At 63.6% G+C, this 17915-nt stretch carries 16 protein-coding genes; 6 read left to right on the forward strand and 10 right to left on the reverse strand.

Annotated features, from left to right (window positions below; translation table 11 throughout):
• Nucleotide 1 precedes the first annotated feature (1 nt).
• Entirely contained in the window at nucleotides 2-613 is a 612-nt protein-coding gene (locus C2H86_RS09360) for a trimeric intracellular cation channel family protein (RefSeq protein WP_103445901.1), read from the reverse strand.
• Between the two features lie 91 nt (nucleotides 614-704).
• Nucleotides 705-1247, reverse strand: coding sequence for an oligoribonuclease (orn, locus tag C2H86_RS09365; protein ID WP_054887871.1), 543 nt, complete (start codon nucleotides 1245-1247; stop codon nucleotides 705-707).
• Nucleotides 1248-1388: 141 nt separating this feature from the next.
• Between orn and rsgA the strand changes: the two genes are divergently transcribed.
• Together rsgA and C2H86_RS09375 are read left to right on the forward strand one after the other, a co-directional pair.
• A complete protein-coding gene (rsgA, locus tag C2H86_RS09370) occupies nucleotides 1389-2420 on the forward strand; it encodes a small ribosomal subunit biogenesis GTPase RsgA (RefSeq protein WP_159412329.1) in 1032 nt (343 codons plus the stop codon).
• Nucleotides 2421-2533: 113 nt separating this feature from the next.
• Nucleotides 2534-3013 (forward strand): molecular chaperone Tir, encoded by a 480-nt coding sequence (locus tag C2H86_RS09375; RefSeq protein ID WP_159412330.1) that lies wholly within the window; start codon nucleotides 2534-2536, stop codon nucleotides 3011-3013.
• 34 nt (nucleotides 3014-3047) lie between these two features.
• Here C2H86_RS09375 and motB read toward each other — a convergent pair whose 3' ends face one another.
• On the reverse strand, nucleotides 3048-4082 hold the full coding sequence (gene motB / locus C2H86_RS09380) for a flagellar motor protein MotB (protein WP_159412331.1): 1035 nt from the start codon (nucleotides 4080-4082) through the stop codon (nucleotides 3048-3050).
• A gap of 3 nt (nucleotides 4083-4085) precedes the next feature.
• Nucleotides 4086-4937, reverse strand: a complete 852-nt coding sequence (gene motA / locus C2H86_RS09385; RefSeq protein ID WP_159412332.1) for a flagellar motor stator protein MotA — start codon at nucleotides 4935-4937, stop codon at nucleotides 4086-4088.
• A 130-nt stretch (nucleotides 4938-5067) separates the two neighbouring features.
• Between motA and C2H86_RS09390 the strand changes: the two genes are divergently transcribed.
• From C2H86_RS09390 to asd, 3 genes are read left to right on the forward strand one after another with little or no spacing between them, the layout of a single operon-like run.
• Nucleotides 5068-6603 carry an HDOD domain-containing protein gene (locus C2H86_RS09390; protein WP_159412333.1) on the forward strand — a complete coding sequence of 512 codons (1536 nt, stop codon included), beginning with the start codon at nucleotides 5068-5070 and terminating at the stop codon, nucleotides 6601-6603.
• A 44-nt stretch (nucleotides 6604-6647) separates the two neighbouring features.
• Entirely contained in the window at nucleotides 6648-7475 is an 828-nt protein-coding gene (locus C2H86_RS09395; protein WP_159412334.1) for a rhodanese-like domain-containing protein, read from the forward strand.
• On the forward strand, nucleotides 7472-8335 hold the full coding sequence (gene asd, locus C2H86_RS09400; protein ID WP_159412335.1) for an archaetidylserine decarboxylase: 864 nt from the start codon (nucleotides 7472-7474) through the stop codon (nucleotides 8333-8335). The genes C2H86_RS09395 and asd overlap by 4 nt, the downstream gene beginning before the upstream one ends.
• A gap of 56 nt (nucleotides 8336-8391) precedes the next feature.
• On the opposite strand, the gene serB is transcribed toward asd, so the two are convergent.
• Complete coding sequence (gene serB, locus C2H86_RS09405) at nucleotides 8392-9606, reverse strand: phosphoserine phosphatase SerB (protein ID WP_163985954.1); 1215 nt, start codon at nucleotides 9604-9606, stop codon at nucleotides 8392-8394.
• A 135-nt stretch (nucleotides 9607-9741) separates the two neighbouring features.
• Here serB and C2H86_RS09410 point away from each other — a divergent pair, with 135 nt between their 5' ends.
• The gene (locus C2H86_RS09410; RefSeq protein WP_159412337.1) at nucleotides 9742-11205 is read left to right on the forward strand and encodes an AhpA/YtjB family protein; all 1464 of its coding nucleotides are present in this window, start codon (nucleotides 9742-9744) and stop codon (nucleotides 11203-11205) included.
• Nucleotides 11206-11322: 117 nt separating this feature from the next.
• On the opposite strand, the gene C2H86_RS09415 is transcribed toward C2H86_RS09410, so the two are convergent.
• From C2H86_RS09415 to parE, 5 genes are all read right to left on the reverse strand, one after another.
• The gene (locus C2H86_RS09415) at nucleotides 11323-12033 is read right to left on the reverse strand and encodes a PqiC family protein (protein ID WP_159412338.1); all 711 of its coding nucleotides are present in this window, start codon (nucleotides 12031-12033) and stop codon (nucleotides 11323-11325) included.
• A gap of 175 nt (nucleotides 12034-12208) precedes the next feature.
• Nucleotides 12209-14467, reverse strand: a complete 2259-nt coding sequence (gene parC / locus C2H86_RS09420; protein ID WP_159412339.1) for a DNA topoisomerase IV subunit A — start codon at nucleotides 14465-14467, stop codon at nucleotides 12209-12211.
• Nucleotides 14468-14477: 10 nt separating this feature from the next.
• Entirely contained in the window at nucleotides 14478-14996 is a 519-nt protein-coding gene (locus C2H86_RS09425; protein ID WP_159412340.1) for a retropepsin-like aspartic protease family protein, read from the reverse strand.
• Nucleotides 14993-15979, reverse strand: a complete 987-nt coding sequence (locus C2H86_RS09430) for an esterase-like activity of phytase family protein (RefSeq protein ID WP_159412341.1) — start codon at nucleotides 15977-15979, stop codon at nucleotides 14993-14995. Before C2H86_RS09430 ends, C2H86_RS09425 begins: the two co-directional genes overlap by 4 nt.
• Nucleotides 15976-17880 (reverse strand): DNA topoisomerase IV subunit B, encoded by a 1905-nt coding sequence (parE, locus tag C2H86_RS09435; RefSeq protein ID WP_159412342.1) that lies wholly within the window; start codon nucleotides 17878-17880, stop codon nucleotides 15976-15978. Before parE ends, C2H86_RS09430 begins: the two co-directional genes overlap by 4 nt.
• Nucleotides 17881-17915: the final 35 nt, after the last annotated feature.

Here is a 17915-nt window from a genome sequence, read left to right on the forward strand (position 1 = left end):
CTCACTGCTGGTCGTTGTAGTGAAACTTGGGCATTTCCCAATGGAAACGGATCGCCAGCAAACGCACCAGGAAGCCACCGAACAAGGTCAGCAGCATCGCTTGCTCCGCCGGTAGCTTGAAGTACACGCAGCCCAGATAGAACCAGGCCGCCGCAAACGACACACTGGCATACAGCTCGCGACGGAACACCAGCGGAATGTCGTTGCAGAAGATATCCCGCAGGATCCCACCAAACACCCCGGTGATCACCCCGCTGATCGACGCCACCAGCATGCCCTGCCCCATCTCCAGCGCGGTCATGCAGCCAATCAGGGTAAAGGCCACCAGGCCCAAGGCATCCAGCACCAGGAACAGCGAACGCAAACGGCGCATCATCGGCGCGATGAAAATCGTCAGGAGCGCGGCGCAGCTGGTCAACACCAGGTATTCCGGGTGCTTCACCCATGTCAGCGGGTAATGCCCAAGCAGCACGTCGCGCACCGAGCCACCACCCAGGGCAGTCACGCAGGCGATCAACACCACGCCAAACCAGTCCATGCCGCGGCGGCCGGCGGACAGGGCACCGGTCATGGCTTCGGCGGTGATGGCGATCAGGTAGAGCATCAACAACATGGCGCAGGTCCGTGCGGGAAAGGCGCGCAGTCTAACCAGTTGCCTGTGGCACCAAAAGAGGGCGCGGGCACAATATCTGCGCCCTTTCGGCTCACACCTTGATGAAATGCTCGCGGTAGTGACGCAGTTCGGCGATCGACTCGCGGATATCGTCCAGCGCCAGGTGGGTGCTGCCCTTCTTGAAGCTGTCACGCACATCCGGCGCCCAGCGTGCGGCCAGCTCTTTCAGGGTGGAGACATCGAGGTTGCGATAGTGGAAGTAGTTTTCCAGGCCGCGCATGTGCCGATAGAGGAAGCGTCGATCCTGGCAGATACTGTTGCCGCAGATCGGCGACTTGCCTTTTGGCACCCACTGCTCGAGGAAGGCGATGGTCTGCGCTTCGGCTTCGGCCATGCTGATCTTGCTGTCACGCACGCGCTGGGTCAGGCCCGAGGCGCCATGGGTGCGGGTGTTCCATTCATCCATGCGCGCCAGCACTTCGTCACTGTGGTGGATGGCGATCACCGGGCCTTCGGCCAGGGTGTTGAGCTCGCTGTCGGTGACGATGGTGGCCATCTCGATGATGACGTCGTGGTCCGGATCCAGGCCGGTCATTTCCAGATCGATCCAGATCAGGTTCTGTGGGTTCTGCATGAAGGGGCTCCTCGTATAGGCCGTCATATTAGCCTAGCGACGCCAGCCTGCGCATGCGCGGCGCAAAGGTAACCAGAATGGTCAGCGAGCTGGCGTGCTAAACTGCCTGCCGTTTTCAACTTGCCCCACCTTGGAAGGTCCATGGCCAAACGCCAGCTCAATCGTCGCCAGAACTGGCGTATCGAAAAAATCCAGAACGAACGCGCCGCTCGCGCCGCCAAACGCGAGCAGCACGCGCTGCAGGAGCTGGAGGGCGGTGACCTGGGGCCGGAACAATTGGGCCTGGTGATCGCTCACTTCGGTGTGCAGGTCGAGGTGGAAGCCCAGGACGGCGAAGCCGCCGGCCAGGTGTTCCGCTGCCACCTGCGTGCCAACCTGCCGGCGCTGGTCACAGGCGACCGCGTAGTCTGGCGCGCCGGCAACCAGGGCATCGGCGTGATCGTCGCGCAGATGCCGCGCAGCACCGAGCTGTGCCGACCGAACAACCACGGTCAACTCAAGCCGGTGGCGGCCAACGTCGACCTGATCGTGATCGTCTTCGCCCCGGCGCCAGAGCCGCACCCGAACCTGATCGACCGTTACCTGGTGGCCGCCGAGCACGCTGGCATCCGCCCGCTGCTGCTGCTGAACAAGGCCGACCTGATCGATGAAGAGAACGGCCCGGGCCTGCATGCGCTGCTCGAGGTCTACCGCGACCTCGGCTACCCGCTGCTGGAAGTCTCCGCGCACCACGGCGACGGCATGTTGCGCCTGCAGCAGATGCTCGACGGGCACATCAGCGTGTTCGTCGGCCAGTCGGGCGTGGGCAAGTCGTCGCTGGTCAACAGCCTGCTGCCAGAGGCCGGCACCCGCGTCGGCGACCTGTCCGAATGGTCTGGCCAGGGCCAGCACACCACCACCACGGCGCGCCTGTATCACTTCCCCAACGGCGGCGACCTGATCGACTCGCCGGGCATCCGTGAATTCGGCCTAGGCCATGTCAGCCGCGACGACGTCGAGGACGGTTTCATCGAATTCCGCGATTTGTTCGGCACCTGCCGCTTCCGCGACTGCAAGCATGATCGCGAACCCGGATGCGCGCTGCTCAAGGCCCTCGAAGACGGCCGCATCAAGCCCCAGCGGATGAACAGCTACCGTTCGATCATCGCCAGCCTGCCGGAAGACAGTTACTGATTTGTAGGAATTATTACCGGAGCGCGTAGGACGCATCCGGTTTTCCTGCCATCTATTGCCCTACCTGTCGCTTTCCCTGAAGGTCATGACTTCTATCAGGGAGGGCATCGGCGATGCCGGTTTTTATCAGTTACCGCCACGAAGAGCGGCTTGACGCCTTCATCCTCAACGAACGCCTGCTGCTCGAAGGCATCACCGCGCAGCTGGTGGAGTTCGGTGCCGACGGGCAAACCCGCGAAGACGCTCATGGCAGCGCTTGCCAACAGTTAAACGATGCAACCCACTGGATCGGCCTGCTACCCGTAGAAGCCGGCGAAGACTGGTGGACTGCCAGGCTGCTGGAGGCTGCGGTAACAGCCAATCGACGGGTAAGTTTCTATCGCAGCGGAGACTACGAGCTACCCGAGCAGCTCGACAGGTGGCCAGTGATGCGCGAACGGGCGCACATCGACCTGTTCGTGTGGGCGTATCACGATGAGTGCACGTTTCAGCGGGCGATGATTCTGCCAGCGGAGCATGGGTCGAGTGTCGACCGGGACAATGCGGATTTCTTTCATGCCGATCTCAAGGCCAAGATCAGGCGGGGGTTTTGAACCGTTGGGGCTGCACCGCAGCCCCTGCCAGTCATTACTGGTCCTTTTGCTCATCCATCTTCAAGGTCCCATCCTCGAAGATGTTCAGCTTCTGGCGCAGCTCACGCGGCTGCATCGGCGCCTGGGCAGCTGCATCCCCTGCCGTCGGCGCTGCCGGGGCCGCGGCCCCAGGCGCTGCATCTGCTGGCGGAGCCGGCTGGGCTGGCGCCTCGGGGGCACCCTGCTCACCCTCGATGTTGCGCTGCGCCTTCTTGGTCAGGACGATGATGTCGATACGCCGGTTGACCGGGTTGTACGGGTCCTTGCGATCGAACAGCGACGACGAGGCATAACCCACCACCCGCGCCACCTGGCCATCCGGGTAGCCGCCGGCAACCAGGGCTCGACGGGCAGCGTTGGCACGGTTGGCCGAGAGCTCCCAGTTACCGAAGTCGCCAGTACCGGAGTACGGTTTGGCATCGGTGTGCCCACTGATACTGATCTTGTTCGGCACAGCCTTGATGGTGTCGGCCATGGCCAGCAGGATGTCTTCGAAATACGGCTGCAGGCGCGCACTGCCGATGTCGAACATCGGCCGGTTCTCGGCATCCATGATCTGGATGCGCAGGCCGTCCTGGGTAATTTCGAACAGGATCTGGTCTTTGAACTTCTGCAGCTGCGGGTTTTCCTCGACCTTGTTCTGCAGCTCCTGCAGCAGCAACTCGAGGCGCTCGCGCTCGACCTGCTCGGCCATGGTCTCGACCTGGTCCTTGTCCAGCTGGATGCTGGTGTCAGGCGTAGGCTCGGACTTCTGCTCCGGGTTGATGGTCTTTTCCGGTGCCAGCTGCGGCGAGCCACCCAGGTCGATGATGTAAGGCGTGCCACTCTCGGAAAAACCGATCGGGTCCTTGAAGTAGCCGGCGATGGCGATCTTCTGTTCAGGCGTGGCCGTGGATAACAGCCACAGCACCAGGAAGAACGCCATCATCGCCGTGGCGAAGTCGGCGAAAGCGATCTTCCAGGCGCCGCCATGGTGCCCGCCACCGAAGCGCTTGACGCGCTTGATGATTATCGGCTGATTGTTCTCCATGACTCAGCGACCGCGAACCGCTTGTTCCAGCTCGGCGAAGCTTGGACGGTGCTTCGGATACAGCACCTTGCGCCCGAACTCGACAGCCAGCGAAGGCGGCATGCCGGAAGCCGAGGCGACCAGCGAGGCCTTGATCGACTCATAGAGGTTGAGCTCTTCCTTGGCATCATGTTCAAGGCACTTGGCCAGCGGGCCGAAGAAGCCATAGGCCGCAAGAATACCGAAGAAGGTACCGACCAGTGCCGCACCAACGTGCATGCCGATGGCTGCCTGGTCGCCTTCGCCCAGCGACGCCATGGTCACCACAATACCCAGTACTGCCGCAACGATACCGAAACCAGGCATGCCATCGGCGATGCCGGTGACTGCGTGCGACGGGTGCTCGAGCTCTTCCTTCATGCTCAACAGCTCCATGTCGAACAGGCCTTCCAGTTCGTGCGGAGCCATGTTGCCAGTGGACATGATGCGCAGGTAGTCGCAGATGAAAGCAGTCATGCGCTCGTCGCCCAGCACCGCCGGGTACTTGGCGAAGATCGGGCTGGCGGCGGCATCTTCGATATCGCTCTCGATCGCCATCATGCCTTCGCGACGGCTCTTGTTGAGGATCTCGTACACCAGGCCCAGCACTTCCAGGTAGAACGTATGGGAAAAGCGTGAGCCAAACATCTTCATCGACTTCTTGATTACATGCATGGTCATGTAACCAGGGTTAGCCTGCATGAAGGCGCCAAAGGCTGCACCGCCGATGATCAGCACTTCGAACGGCTGGATCAGCGCCGCGATCTTGCCGTGGGAGAGTACATATCCGCCGAGCACGCTCGCGAATACGACGATGATGCCGATAATTTTAGCCATAGGATCAAAGCACTTGCTGTCGTGGTCAGGGAGAGGGACGGGAGCTTTAAAACTCTTCTTCTACTTATCGGCAGAACTGCGCCAGACTATAGCCACTAAAAGCGAAAAGCCAGTTCGGACTGATGTCAAAATGCCAATGGAATCCAAGGTGCCCACTCAGAATCCGCGTACTGTAGAAGCCTGGGTCAAGCTGCTCGACGGTGTTCGTGTACCGGTCCCGAAGCAGAGTTACGACCGGGTCATGAGCGCGATCAACGACAATCGCCGCTCGTTGCGCGACATCGCTGAACTGATGCAGGACAGCCCCGCCCTGGTGTTGTCGGTGATGCGCGAGGCCAACCACCCTGCCAACGCCAGCCAGGCCGAGCCCGCCGAAAGCCTGGAAGTCGCCCTGAATCGCCTGGGCCTGGGGCGCAGCAAGGAACTGCTGATGCGCCTGCCTGCCCTGCCGGAAGACGACATCCCGCCCGTGCTGCGCCAATTCCTGCTGATCAGCCAGCACGCCGCGCAACAGGCCAACGGTCTTTTTGCCAGCCGCCTGGCGCGACTGTGGCAGGAGATCCACTGGGGCAGCCTGTTGTTCCTCGCCCCCCTGTGGCCACTGGCCCTGGCCTACCCAAAGTTGCTGGACGCCTGGGAGCTGCGGGTCATCCACAAGGGCGAAAACGCGGCAGACGTGGAGCAGGAACTGTTTGGCGTGCGCATCTTCGCCCTGTGCCAGGCCATGGCCGAACATTGGCGCCTGCCCAAGTGGGTGACCCAAGGCTATCGCCTGCTGCTCGAAGAACGCGACCAACTGGCCTTGGTTTTGAGCATCGCCCGCGAAGAAGACCCGCTCAGCCAGCAGCATCACCTGGACGAAGCACCCGGCTTACGCCGCTGGTTCAACGAACCGGCCAATACTGTGCTGCTGGCCAACAACCTGGCGCTGGCGGCGCAGGTGGGCTGGGACAATCCGCATCTGCTGCGCTGGCAACTGCTGACTGCGCTGTACCTGCAGACCTCGCTGGAAGACGTGCAACAACAGGTTCACCAACAAGCAGCGGCCAGCGCCCGGCGCCACGCCCGCCATGCCCTGTTCCACCCAGCCGAGGCGCTGATCTGGCCCTGGGACCAGCGTCGCCCGCACCCGGACATGCTCACCCCGCCACCGCCTTCCAGCGAGGCGCTCGGCCGCTGGCGCAAACTGTGCCAGGAACTGCTTTCCCAGCCCAGCCCCTTCACCAATGCCGTGCACCTGGCCACCCATGCGCGCGAAGCGCTGCAAGCCTGCGGGATGCAGCGCATCATGCTGCTGAGCCTGGACAAGACCGCCGATTACCTGCGCGTGCAGCAGATCGCCGGCCTGCCCAAGGAAGCCGGGGGCATCGCCCTGGAGATCGAGCAGAACAAGCTGCTGCAAAAGCTGATGAGCAAAGTCGGCCAGCTGCGCCTGACGCCCGAGAACCACGCCCAGTTCTCGGCGCTACTGCCAGCACCGCTGCGTGCGTTGTTCCACAGCGAACACCTGTTGCTGCGCTCGCTGGCCGTGGGTGACCAGGTGCTGATGCTGGCGGTGGCCGATCAGGGCGGCAAGCCACTGGCCGATGTCAGCGTGCAGGCCTTCGGCAAGACTTCGCAATGTATCGAGCGTGCGCTCGCGGTGTTTGCCAACCGCGGCGCCTGAGCCTTGCGCTACAATCGCCCCTCTTTCCACACTGGAGAACGTGGATGACTGACTTTTCCGGCCTGCCTTTGGTGATCGAAGCCGCAGACCTGCTGCCGCGCCTGGATTCACCCCAGCTGATCCTGGTAGACCTGAGCAGCGCCAACCGCTATGTCAGCGGGCACATCCCCGGCGCCCGCTTCGTCGAGGGCAAGCGCACCCAGCTCGGCCAGCCTCCGGCGCCCGGCCTGCTGCCGGCCCTGGGCGATCTGGAAAAGCTGTTCAGCGAACTGGGCCACCGTGACGATGCCGCCTACGTGGTCTATGACGACGAAGGTGGCGGCTGGGCCGGGCGCTTCATCTGGCTGCTCGATGTCATCGGCCATACGCGCTACCACTACCTCAATGGCGGTATCCAGGCCTGGCCAGCGGACAAGCTCTCCACCGACGTGCCAACGCCGGGCAATGCCCCCGTGCACCTGCAACTGCACAGCGAGCCGACTGCCACGCGCGAATACCTGCAAAGCCGTCTGGGCGCCGACGACCTGGTGGTCTGGGATGCCCGCGGCCCGCAGGAATTCAACGGCGAAAAAGTCCTGGCCGCCAAGGCCGGGCACATTCCCGGTGCCGTCAATTTCGAGTGGACGGCCGGCATGGACCTCAACGACCATCTGCGCATCCGCAAGGACATCGCTGAAGTCCTGCAGCAATTGGGCATCACGCCAGACAAGGAAGTGATCACCCACTGCCAGACCCACCGCCGCTCCGGTTTCACCTACCTGGTGGCCAAGTCCCTCGGCTACCCACGCATCAAGGCCTATGCCGGTTCGTGGAGCGAATGGGGCAACCACCCGGACACGCCTGTCGAAGTTCAAGGACAATCAACTCAATGAAATCCCGTCTGTTCATCCTCAGCCAGTACCTGCTGCCGCACCATTTGCTGTCGCGCCTGGCTGGCTGCATCGCCGAGTGCCGTGCGCGCTGGTTCAAGAACGCCTTCACCGCCTGGTTCGCCAAGCGTTACCAGGTGAACATGAGCGAAGCGCTGGTCGAAGACCTCACCGCCTACGAGCACTTCAACGCCTTCTTCACCCGCGCTCTGAAACCAGGTGCACGCTCGCTGGACGAAACTCCGGGCGCAATCCTCTGCCCGGCCGACGGTGCCGTCAGCCAGCTGGGCCCGATCGAACACGGTCGTATCTTCCAGGCCAAGGGCCACAGCTTCAGCGCGCTTGAGTTGCTCGGCGGCGACCCGGCACTGGCCGCGCCGTTCATGGGCGGTGAGTTCGCCACCATCTACCTGTCGCCGAAGGATTACCACCGCGTGCACATGCCGCTGGCCGGCACCCTGCGCGAGATGGTCTACGTGCCGGGCCGCCTGTTCTCGGTCAACCAGACCACTGCCGAGAACGTTCCGGAGCTGTTCGCCCGCAACGAGCGCGTGGTGTGCCTGTTCGATACCGAGCGCGGGCCAATGGCCGTGGTGCTGGTCGGCGCGATGATCGTCGCTTCGATCGAGACCGTATGGGCTGGCCTGGTCACTCCGCCAAAGCGTGAGCTGAAGACCTTCCGTTACGACGAAGAAAGCCGTGCGCCGATTCACCTGGAAAAAGGCGCCGAACTGGGCCGCTTCAAGCTGGGTTCGACCGCCATCGTGCTGTTCGGGCCAGACCAAGTGAAATGGGCCCAGACCCTGGGTGCAGCTTCGGCTGTGCGCATGGGTGAACTGCTGGCGACCCCTGCACAGGCTTGATCCTGGCAACAAAAAAGGCCCTGCATGCGCATGCAGGGCCTTTTTTTAACGGCGGATCAGCCGCGGGCGTCGCGGTCGCGCAGGCCCAGCAGGTACAGCACGCCATCCAGCCCCAGGGTGGAAATTGCCTGCTTGGCCGACTGGCGCACCAGCGGCTTGGCGCGGAAGGCCACGCCAAGGCCAGCCAGCGACAGCATTGGCAGATCGTTGGCGCCATCGCCCACGGCAATGGTCTGTTCCAGTTGCAGGCCTTCTTCGCTGGCCAGCTGCTGCAGCAGGTCGGCCTTGCGCTGGGCGTCGACGATCGGTTCCACGGCCACGCCGGTCACCTTGCCATCGACCACTTCCAGTTCGTTGGCGAACACGTAATCGATACCCAGGCGCGCCTGCACCTGCTTGGCGAAGTACGAGAAACCACCGGACAGGATCGCCGTCTTGTAGCCCAAGCGCTTGAGCTCGGCGAACAGGTTCTCTGCACCTTCGGTCAGGCGCAGGGAGGCACCGATCTCGTCGAGTACGCCGACATCCAGGCCCTTGAGCAGCGCCATGCGCTCCTTGAAGCTGGCGCGGAAGTCGAGCTCGCCACGCATGGCCCGCTCGGTGATTGCGGCAACCTGCTCGCCCACCCCGGCGGCCTTGGCCAGTTCATCGATGACTTCAGCCTCGATCAGCGTCGAGTCCATGTCGAAAACCGCCAGGCGGCGGTTGCGACGGAACAGGTCGTCCTTCTGGAACGCGATGTCGATGTTCAACTCTTCGGACAACGCGAAGAAGTCAGCACGCAATGCCTGGGCGTCGCTCGGCACGCCACGCACGGAAATTTCCAGCGCCGCCTTGCCCTTCTCGCTCGGAGCGCCCAGGGTAACCCGCGCCGACAGGCGCTCGATACGCTCGATGGTCAGGCCATACTGGCTGATGACGGCGCTGACGCGTTGCAGTTGCTCGGGGGTGATCTTGCGGCTGAGCAGGGTCGCGATATGTCGCGCTTCACCCTGGGCATCAGCCCAATGCTGGTAGTCGGCTTCGGAGATCGGCGTGTAACGCGCTTGCAGGTTCAGCTCGTGGGCCTTGGACTGCACGCTCTGCAGCAGGCCAGTAGCCACTTCGTTATCCGGGATATCGACCAGGATGCCGAACGACAGGGTGCCGTGCATGACCGCCAGGCCGATGTCGAGGATGTTCACACCGCCCTGGAGCAGGACGCCGGTAATGGCGGCGGTGAGACCCGGACGGTCCTCACCGGTGATGTTGATCAGAACGATTTCGCGCACAACCTGGCTCCGACTTCGATGAAAAATGCGCATTCTACCGATTTTCCATGACCATCGGGCGCCAACTCTACTTTGCCGACAAAACACTGCTCGCTATACTGCCCAACACTTTTATGCCATTAAGAGCCGAGCTCTGTGAACCGGCCCACGCCCGTCAAAACCGACAACTTCTTCATCATGATCTTCCGAGCCCTGCGTCAACGCCGTGTGCCCTTGGCACTGCGCATCGCCACCACCAACATTTTCCTGGTGGCGCTGGCGCTGGTGATCTACGCCTGCGTGATGGGTCTGCAGTTCAAGCAAGCCATGCACGAGCAGGCCGACGCCCTCGGCCAGAGCCTGACCACCCAGACCGCCACCTCGGCGACCGAGCTGCTGGTGTCCAACGACATCCTCAGCCTCAACGTGCTGCTGGGCAACCTGGTGAAGAACCCGCTGGTGGCCCATGCGGCCATCTACAGCGTGGACAACCGCATTCTCGCCGAAGCCGGTCAGCGCCCGCGCAATAGCCTGCTGGGCGAAGCCGAAGGCCTGTACCAGACCAAGATCACGTTCCAGGACGTGACCGCCGGCCAGCTGCGCATCAGCCTGGACATGAGCCAGTTCCAGCAGCCGATGCTGATCAGCCTGCAGAGCATGGGCATTCTCGCCGCCATCCTGCTGGCCTTGGCGCTGAGCCTGAGCCTGCGCCAAGGTCGCCACATCACCCTGCCGCTGCTGCAGCTGCGGGTGTGGCTGCGTGACCCGCACCCTTACACCCCAGCCATCGACCGTCAGGACGAAATCGGCGACATCGCTCGCCAGCTTCATGCGCGCCTGGCCCCGCCACCTCCGCCCGAGCCGGAACCGGAGGAAGAAGAGGACGAAGACGAGTTCGACGACCTGCACGACGAAGCCCCGGCCAAGCCCGCACAGCGCGCCAAGGCTGTGGTCCAGGCGGACGAGGACGACGACGAGGCCTTCGCCGGGCTGCTGGACGACGAGGAGCAACCGGCGGCCAAACCTGCCATGGTCGAATCCGACGAGCCGCAGAACACCGCAGTGCTGGCCGTTCAACTGGGCTCCCAGGAGCAACTGCGTCGCCTGCCCCGCACGCGCCTGACCGAGCTGCTGGAACGCTATCGTGGCTGCCTGGAGCAAGCCGCCTCGCTGTATGAAGGCGACATCCACACGCTCAACGATGGCAGCACGCTGGTGCTGTTCCACAGCCGCGACTGCGGTGAGGATTACCTGACCAACGCCATCTGCTGTGGCGAGCTGCTGCGTGCGCTGGGCCATGCCCTGCAGATCGAAGTGGCCGACAGTGGCATCACCCTGCAGCTGCAGCTGGGCCTGGCCTTGGGCGATGACCTGCAAGGACTGGAACAGGTCGACTTGCTGATGGCCGAAAAGGCCCAGGACGCGCTGGCACTGTCGCAACACAGCCGCAACCTGCTGTTGGTGGAGCGGCAGATCAGTGATGACGAGCTGATCCGCAAGCGTGCCAGAATCCGGCCGATTGCCAGCCCTGAAGGGGCTTGCTGCGTAGAGCGGTTGCTGGAGCCTTATCCGTCGATGCTGGAGCGTCAGTTGGCGCGGATGCACGAACGCCGGGCCTGATACCGGGCCGGCCTCTTCGCGGCGGTTCGGCGCGAAGAGGCCGGCACAAAGAACACAATACGTACACCCACAAAAAAGCCCGCGAGCATGCGGGCTTTTTTGTGGGTGGCGGTTCAATCAGAAGCGATAGACTTCCATATCGGTGCGGATCGGCGAAGCCATCGGGATCTTCGACTTTTCTGGCGACTTCTTCACTTGCACCGGTGCTGCCGGCTTCTTTGGCGATTCTTCAGCAACCGCTGGCTGATTGGCCAGCGGCTTGACCGCCGTGCTCAACTGTTCGGCGAGCTTCTGCAGCAACTGCCCCTGGGCCTGAACCTGGGACGACTCACTGCCCTCGTGCGGCTGCTCGAGATGAACGATACGGTTGTCACGCACATGGCCACGACGGTCGAGCAGGCGCCATTGCGCATCGAGAATCGCTGGCTGGTTCTTGCCCGAGTCCAGGCGAGTGATCGACAGCAGCACCTGCACGTCCGGGGTGAAGCCAGTGCTGGCCGGGGCCAGCACCACGCGCTGGCTGTCCAGGCGCCAGGCCAGCTGGCGCACCAGCAACTGATCGATGTCTGCTGACAGGCTGCCGGCCCAACGACCGTCGGTCGCCGAACTCAGGCTGCCATCGGCCTGACGCTGCAAGAAGGTTTCACGCTGCAGGTAATCGGCGACCGACACCGGGCCGAGCACCACGGCCATGCCCGCACTCTGTGAAGGCTGGCCAGGATCACCGCTGTCGAGTTGGTACAGGGCAACCGGCTGATGCATGCTGCATCCGCTCAGACCCAGCAAACCCGTCATCAACAGCGCAAATGGAAGGCGCAGGAATTTCATTCAACCCATCCAGGCGGTCGCTACCAGGCAAACCGCAGTGATACTGATAGAGATTCAATCGGGCACACGGCCACGCCGGCACCGCAGGGGCACTATCATCCGCGAAATATCGGCCCGACTCCAGCATTTCTGCCTGGAACGGCGCTGAAATTGCCGTTCCAGACATTTCGTCGGATTATGCCGGCAGTTCCACCTGCAACCCATCAACGCGCTGGAAGCCGCGTGGCAGCTTGCTCCCGCGTCGGCCACGTTCGCCCTTGTAGTGCTCCAGGTCGTCTGGCTTAAGAGACAGGGTACGCTTGCCGGCTTGCAAAACAAGGGTTGCACCCTCGGCAACCACCGCCAGGTCGGTGACAAATTCTTCACGGCTGGCGACCCGATCACCGGGCACACCGATGATCTTGTTGCCCTTGCCTTTACCCAACTGTGGCAGATCAGAAACCTTGAACACCAGCAAGCGGCCTTCGGTGGTCACCGCCGCCAGCCAGTCCTGCTCGCGGTCGGCCACCGGGCGCGGGGTCATGACCTTGGCACCGTTAGGCAAGCTGAGCAGGCCTTTGCCGGCCTTGTTCTTGGCCTGCAGGTCCTCGCCCTTGACCACGAAGCCGTAACCGGCGTCCGAGGCCACCACGTACAGCGCATCATCGTCTGGCAGCAGCACGCATTCGAAGGTCGCCCCAGGGGGTGGCGTCAGGCGGCCGGTCAGCGGCTCGCCCTGGCCGCGCGCCGATGGCAGGGTATGTGCGGCCACCGAATAACTGCGCCCGGTGGAGTCGATCAATACGGCAAACTGGTTGGAACGGCCTGCAGCAGCGGCCTTGAAGCCGTCGCCGGCCTTGTAGGACAGGCCGGTAGCGTCGATGTCGTGGCCCTTGGCACAACGCACCCAGCCCTTTTCCGACAGCACCACAGTGACCGGCTCGGTCGGCATCAGCTCGTTTTCCGACAAGGCCTTGGCTTCGGCGCGCTCGACGATTGGCGAGCGGCGGTCGTCGCCATAGGTTTCGGCGTCCTTGATCAGCTCGCTGCGCACCAGCTTGCGCAGCTTGGCGTCGCTGCCCAGCAGGGCCTGCAGCTTGGCCTGCTCCTTGAGCAGTTCATCCTGCTCGCCGCGAATCTTCATCTCTTCCAGGCGCGCCAGCTGACGCAGGCGAGTCTCGAGGATGTAGTCGGCCTGGATCTCGGTGAGCTGGAAGCGCTCGATCAGGGCCTGCTTGGGGTGCTCTTCGGTACGGATGATGTGGATCACTTCATCCAGGTTGAGGAACGCGGTGAGCAAGCCGTCCAACAGGTGCAGGCGCTTCTCGACCTTGTCCAGGCGGTGCTGCAGGCGGCGGCGAACGGTGTTGGTACGGAACTCCAGCCACTCCAGCAGCAACGCGCGCAGGTTCTTCAGCTGCGGGCGGCCGTCAAGGCCGATGATGTTGACGTTGACCCGGTAGCTGCTCTCCAGGTCGGTGGTGGCGAACAGGTGCTGCATCAGTTCGTCGGCATCGACGCGGTTGGAACGCGGGATGATGACGATACGGCACGGGTTCTCGTGGTCCGACTCATCACGCAGGTCGGCGACCATCGGCAGCTTCTTGGCCTGCATCTGCGCAGCGATCTGCTCCAGCACCTTGGCCCCGGAGACCTGGTGCGGCAGCGCGGTGACGACGATGTCGCCGTCCTCGACGCGGTACACGGCGCGCATGCGGATCGAGCCGCGGCCGCTTTCGTAGATCTTCTGGATTTCGGCACGCGGGGTGACGATTTCGGCTTCGGTCGGGTAGTCAGGGCCCTGGATGTGCTCGCACAGCTGCTCGATGGTGGCCTTGGGCTCGTCGAGCAGGCGCACGCAGGCGCTGGCCACTTCACGCAGGTTGTGCGGCGGGACGTCGGTGGCCATGCCCACGGCGATACCGGTGGTGCCGTTGAGCAGGATGTTCGGCAGGCGTGCCGGCAGTACCGCAGGCTCCTCCAGCGTGCCGTCGAAGTTCGGCACCCAGTCGACGGTACCCTGGCCCACTTCGCTGAGCAGTACCTCCGAATAGCGCGACAGGCGTGCCTCGGTGTAACGCATGGCGGCGAACGACTTCGGATCGTCCGGCGCACCCCAGTTGCCCTGGCCGTCGACCAGGGTATAGCGGTAGCTGAACGGCTGCGCCATCAGCACCATGGCTTCATAGCAGGCCGAATCGCCGTGGGGGTGGAACTTGCCGAGCACGTCGCCGACAGTACGGGCAGACTTCTTGTGCTTGGCGTCGGCATCGAGCCCCAACTCGCTCATGGCGTAGACGATGCGTCGCTGCACCGGCTTGAGGCCGTCGCCGATGTGCGGCAAGGCCCGGTCCATGATCACGTACATGGAATAGTTGAGGTAGGCCTGTTCGGTGAAGTCAGCCAGCGAGCGGCGTTCGACGCCGTCCAGGCTGAGTTCCAGTGAGTCGCTCATGCGGGCCTCGTCATTTCAGGTTCTGGCGCAGCAGCATGGTGCCGCCGCGCTGGGTAAATTCAAGTTGTTTCAGGGCGCTCATGCCCAGCAGCACGGTCTGCCCGTCCAGGCCCGGAACCACCAAAGCGCGCACATTCTGCAGGTGAATATCACCCAACTGCAGGGTATCCAGCCGGGTGCGGTAGCCTTCGGTGCGACCGTTGGCGGTGCTCAGCATCACCGGGCTGCCCCGCTGCAGGTTCAGGTCCTTGGCCAGTGACTCCGGGATCGCCACATCGGTGGCTCCGGTGTCGAGCATGAAATGCACCACCTGGCCGTTGATCGCGCCGTCCAGCACGAAGTGCCCCTGCCCATTGCCCAGCAGGCGCACTTCGATGAAACCGTCGCCATGGGACGACTGCACCTGGGTGTTAGGGTTGCGCTCGTGGTCTTCCCATTGCCCGAAGAAGCGCGTGGCAAGGAACAGCCCCGCCGCCCAGGCGACGATCATCAGGACCTTGCCGGCGCGTTTGCCCGGTGGCTGGCTCATGGTGTGGCGCTCCAGCCGCCCTGCGGCGCCTCGAAGCGCCAGACGATCGGCCGGCTTTCGCCGTCGGCGCGGTCACCATTGTTGTTGTCCAGGCCGATCCAGGCACCCTTGGCATCGATCACCAGCGCTTCGGCCAGGCCAAACGGCTGGTCGTAGCGGCGTTCCGGCACCAAAGCTTCGGCGGCGAACGACCAGCACTGCTCGACCTTGCCACTGTCGGCATCACGCCGGCACACACGGTAGGCGTTGCGTTCGAGGGTAAACAGCTTGCCCTCGAACCAGGCGAGGTCGGCGAAGTCGCGCGACAGCGCCCGGGGCTCGGGCATCTGTGGCGGCTGCATCTCGACCCCGGCTTCGCTCAGCAATACGCAGCGGCGCCCGCAGGTCCATACCGACTGCTGGCGCTCGATCGCCACCAGGCCGCGCCGCTCACGCTCGGCCGCCAGCCACAGGCGGTCACCTTGCGGGTTGATCGCCAGGCCTTCGAACAAGGCATTGAAATTGAGCAGCATGCCGCTGGCACGGGCCTGACGCACCATCGCCGGGTCGATCTTCAACCAGTCCGGCTCACCCTCCGCAGGCAACTGCAGCACTGCCGCATGGGCCTCGCTGACCAGGTAGAGGTTGCCAGCCTGATCGCAGGTGATGCCTTCGTAATCCAGCTCGCCGCCGCGCACGTAGGAGGCTGCCCAGTTACGCGACTTCAACCCCCACGGCAGGCCACTCTCGGGCACCGGCGGTGGTGTGAAGGTCAGCGGCTGCGCGCGCCAGACGGCGTTCTGCTGATCAAAGCGGTAGATGCGGTCGTCATCACGGTCGGAAACACCCCAGAGCCCGCCCCGGCACTCGACCAGGCCGGACAGGTTGCCGCCGCGCATGCCCTCGATCGGGTGCTCGGAGGCCAGCTTCAGCTCCGGCCAGTTGCCCGCCAGGCTCGGCAAGGCAAACAGCGCCAGGCAGGCCGCGACGAAAAGACGGATCAAACCATGACCTCAGCCAGGTTCCCTTTGGTTTCCAGCCAGCTCTTGCGATCACTTGCGCGCTTCTTGGCCAACAGCTTGTCCATCAACTCGCAGGTGGCTTCGACATCGTCCAGGGTCAACTGCACCAGGCGCCGGGTGTTCGGGTCCATGGTGGTTTCGCGCAGCTGCGGCGGGTTCATCTCACCCAGGCCCTTGAATCGAGTGACCTGCGGCTTGCCACGCTTCTTCTCGGCCACCAGGCGGTCGAGGATACCGTCACGCTCGGCTTCGTCGAGGGCGTAGTAGATTTCCTTGCCCAGGTCGATGCGGTACAGCGGCGGCATGGCTACGTAGACATGGCCGGCCTCGACCAGCGGGCGGAAGTGCTGGACGAACAATGCGCAGAGCAAAGTGGCAATGTGCAGGCCGTCGGAGTCGGCGTCGGCAAGGATGCAGATCTTGCCGTAACGCAGCTGCGACAGGTCGGCCGCGCCCGGGTCGACACCGATGGCCACGGCGATGTTATGCACTTCCTGGCTGGCCAGGACTTCGCCGCCGTCCACTTCCCAGGTGTTGAGGATCTTGCCGCGCAGCGGCAGGATGGCCTGGAATTCCTTGTCCCGGGCCTGTTTGGCCGAACCACCGGCGGAATCACCCTCGACCAGGAATAGTTCGGCGCGCATCGGGTCCTGCCCGGCGCAGTCGGCCAGTTTGCCTGGCAACGCCGGGCCCTGGGTGATGCGCTTGCGTTCGACCTTCTTGCTGGCCTTGAGGCGACGGCCTGCGTTGCTGATGGCCAGTTCCGCCAGCTGCATGCCCAGCTCGGGGTGGGCATTGAGCCACAGGCTGAAGGCGTCCTTGACCACACCGGAGACGAACGCGGCGGCCTCACGGGACGACAGTCGCTCCTTGGTCTGGCCGGAGAACTGGGGTTCCTGCATCTTCATCGAGAGGACGAAGGTGATGCGCTCCCAGACGTCTTCCGGCGCCAGCTTGACGCCGCGCGGCAACAGGTTGCGGAACTCGCAGAACTCGCGCATGGCATCGAGCAGGCCCTGGCGCAGGCCGTTGACGTGGGTACCGCCCTGGGCGGTGGGGATCAGGTTGACGTAGCTTTCCTGAACGCTGTCACCGCCTTCGGGCAGCCACAGCAAGGCCCAGTCGACGGCCTCCTTGTTACCCGCCAGGCTGCCGCAGAACGGCTCGTCGGGCAGGCGCTGGAACTCGCTGACCGAGTCGACAAGGTAGGAACGCAGGCCATCTTCGTAGTGCCACTCGACCTTCTCGCCGCTGGCCTTGTCCTCGAAACTGACCAGCAGGCCCGGGCACAGCACGGCCTTGGCCTTGAGCACGTGCTTGAGGCGGCTGATGGAAAACTTCGGCGAATCGAAGTACTTCGGGTCCGGGCTGAAGTACACGCTGGTACCGGTGTTGCGCTTGCCGACCGTGCCGACCACTTCCAGCTCGCTGGCCTTGAAGCCATCGGCGAAGGTCATCTGGTACTCGTTGCCGTCGCGTTTGACGCGCACGCGCACCTGGGTCGACAGGGCGTTGACCACCGAAATACCCACCCCATGCAGGCCGCCGGAGAACTGGTAGTTCTTGTTGGAGAACTTGCCGCCGGCGTGCAGCTTGGTGAGGATCAGCTCAACGCCCGACACGCCCTCTTCGGGATGGATATCCACCGGCATGCCACGGCCATCGTCGCTGACTTCCAGCGAGTGGTCGGCGTGGAGGATGACCTGCACAGAACGGGCGTGGCCGGCCAGGGCTTCGTCGACACTGTTGTCGATGACTTCCTGGGCCAGGTGGTTAGGCCGGCTGGTATCGGTGTACATGCCCGGGCGTTTACGCACCGGGTCGAGGCCGGAGAGGACTTCGATGGCGTCTGCGTTATAGGCGCTAGCGCTGGGATTGGCCATGGGTTCTCGTCGTCAGTCTGGTGAATGCAAAATGA

This window comes from Pseudomonas putida (genome assembly GCF_009883635.2).
Taxonomy (GTDB): Bacteria; Pseudomonadota; Gammaproteobacteria; order Pseudomonadales; family Pseudomonadaceae; genus Aquipseudomonas; species Aquipseudomonas putida_W.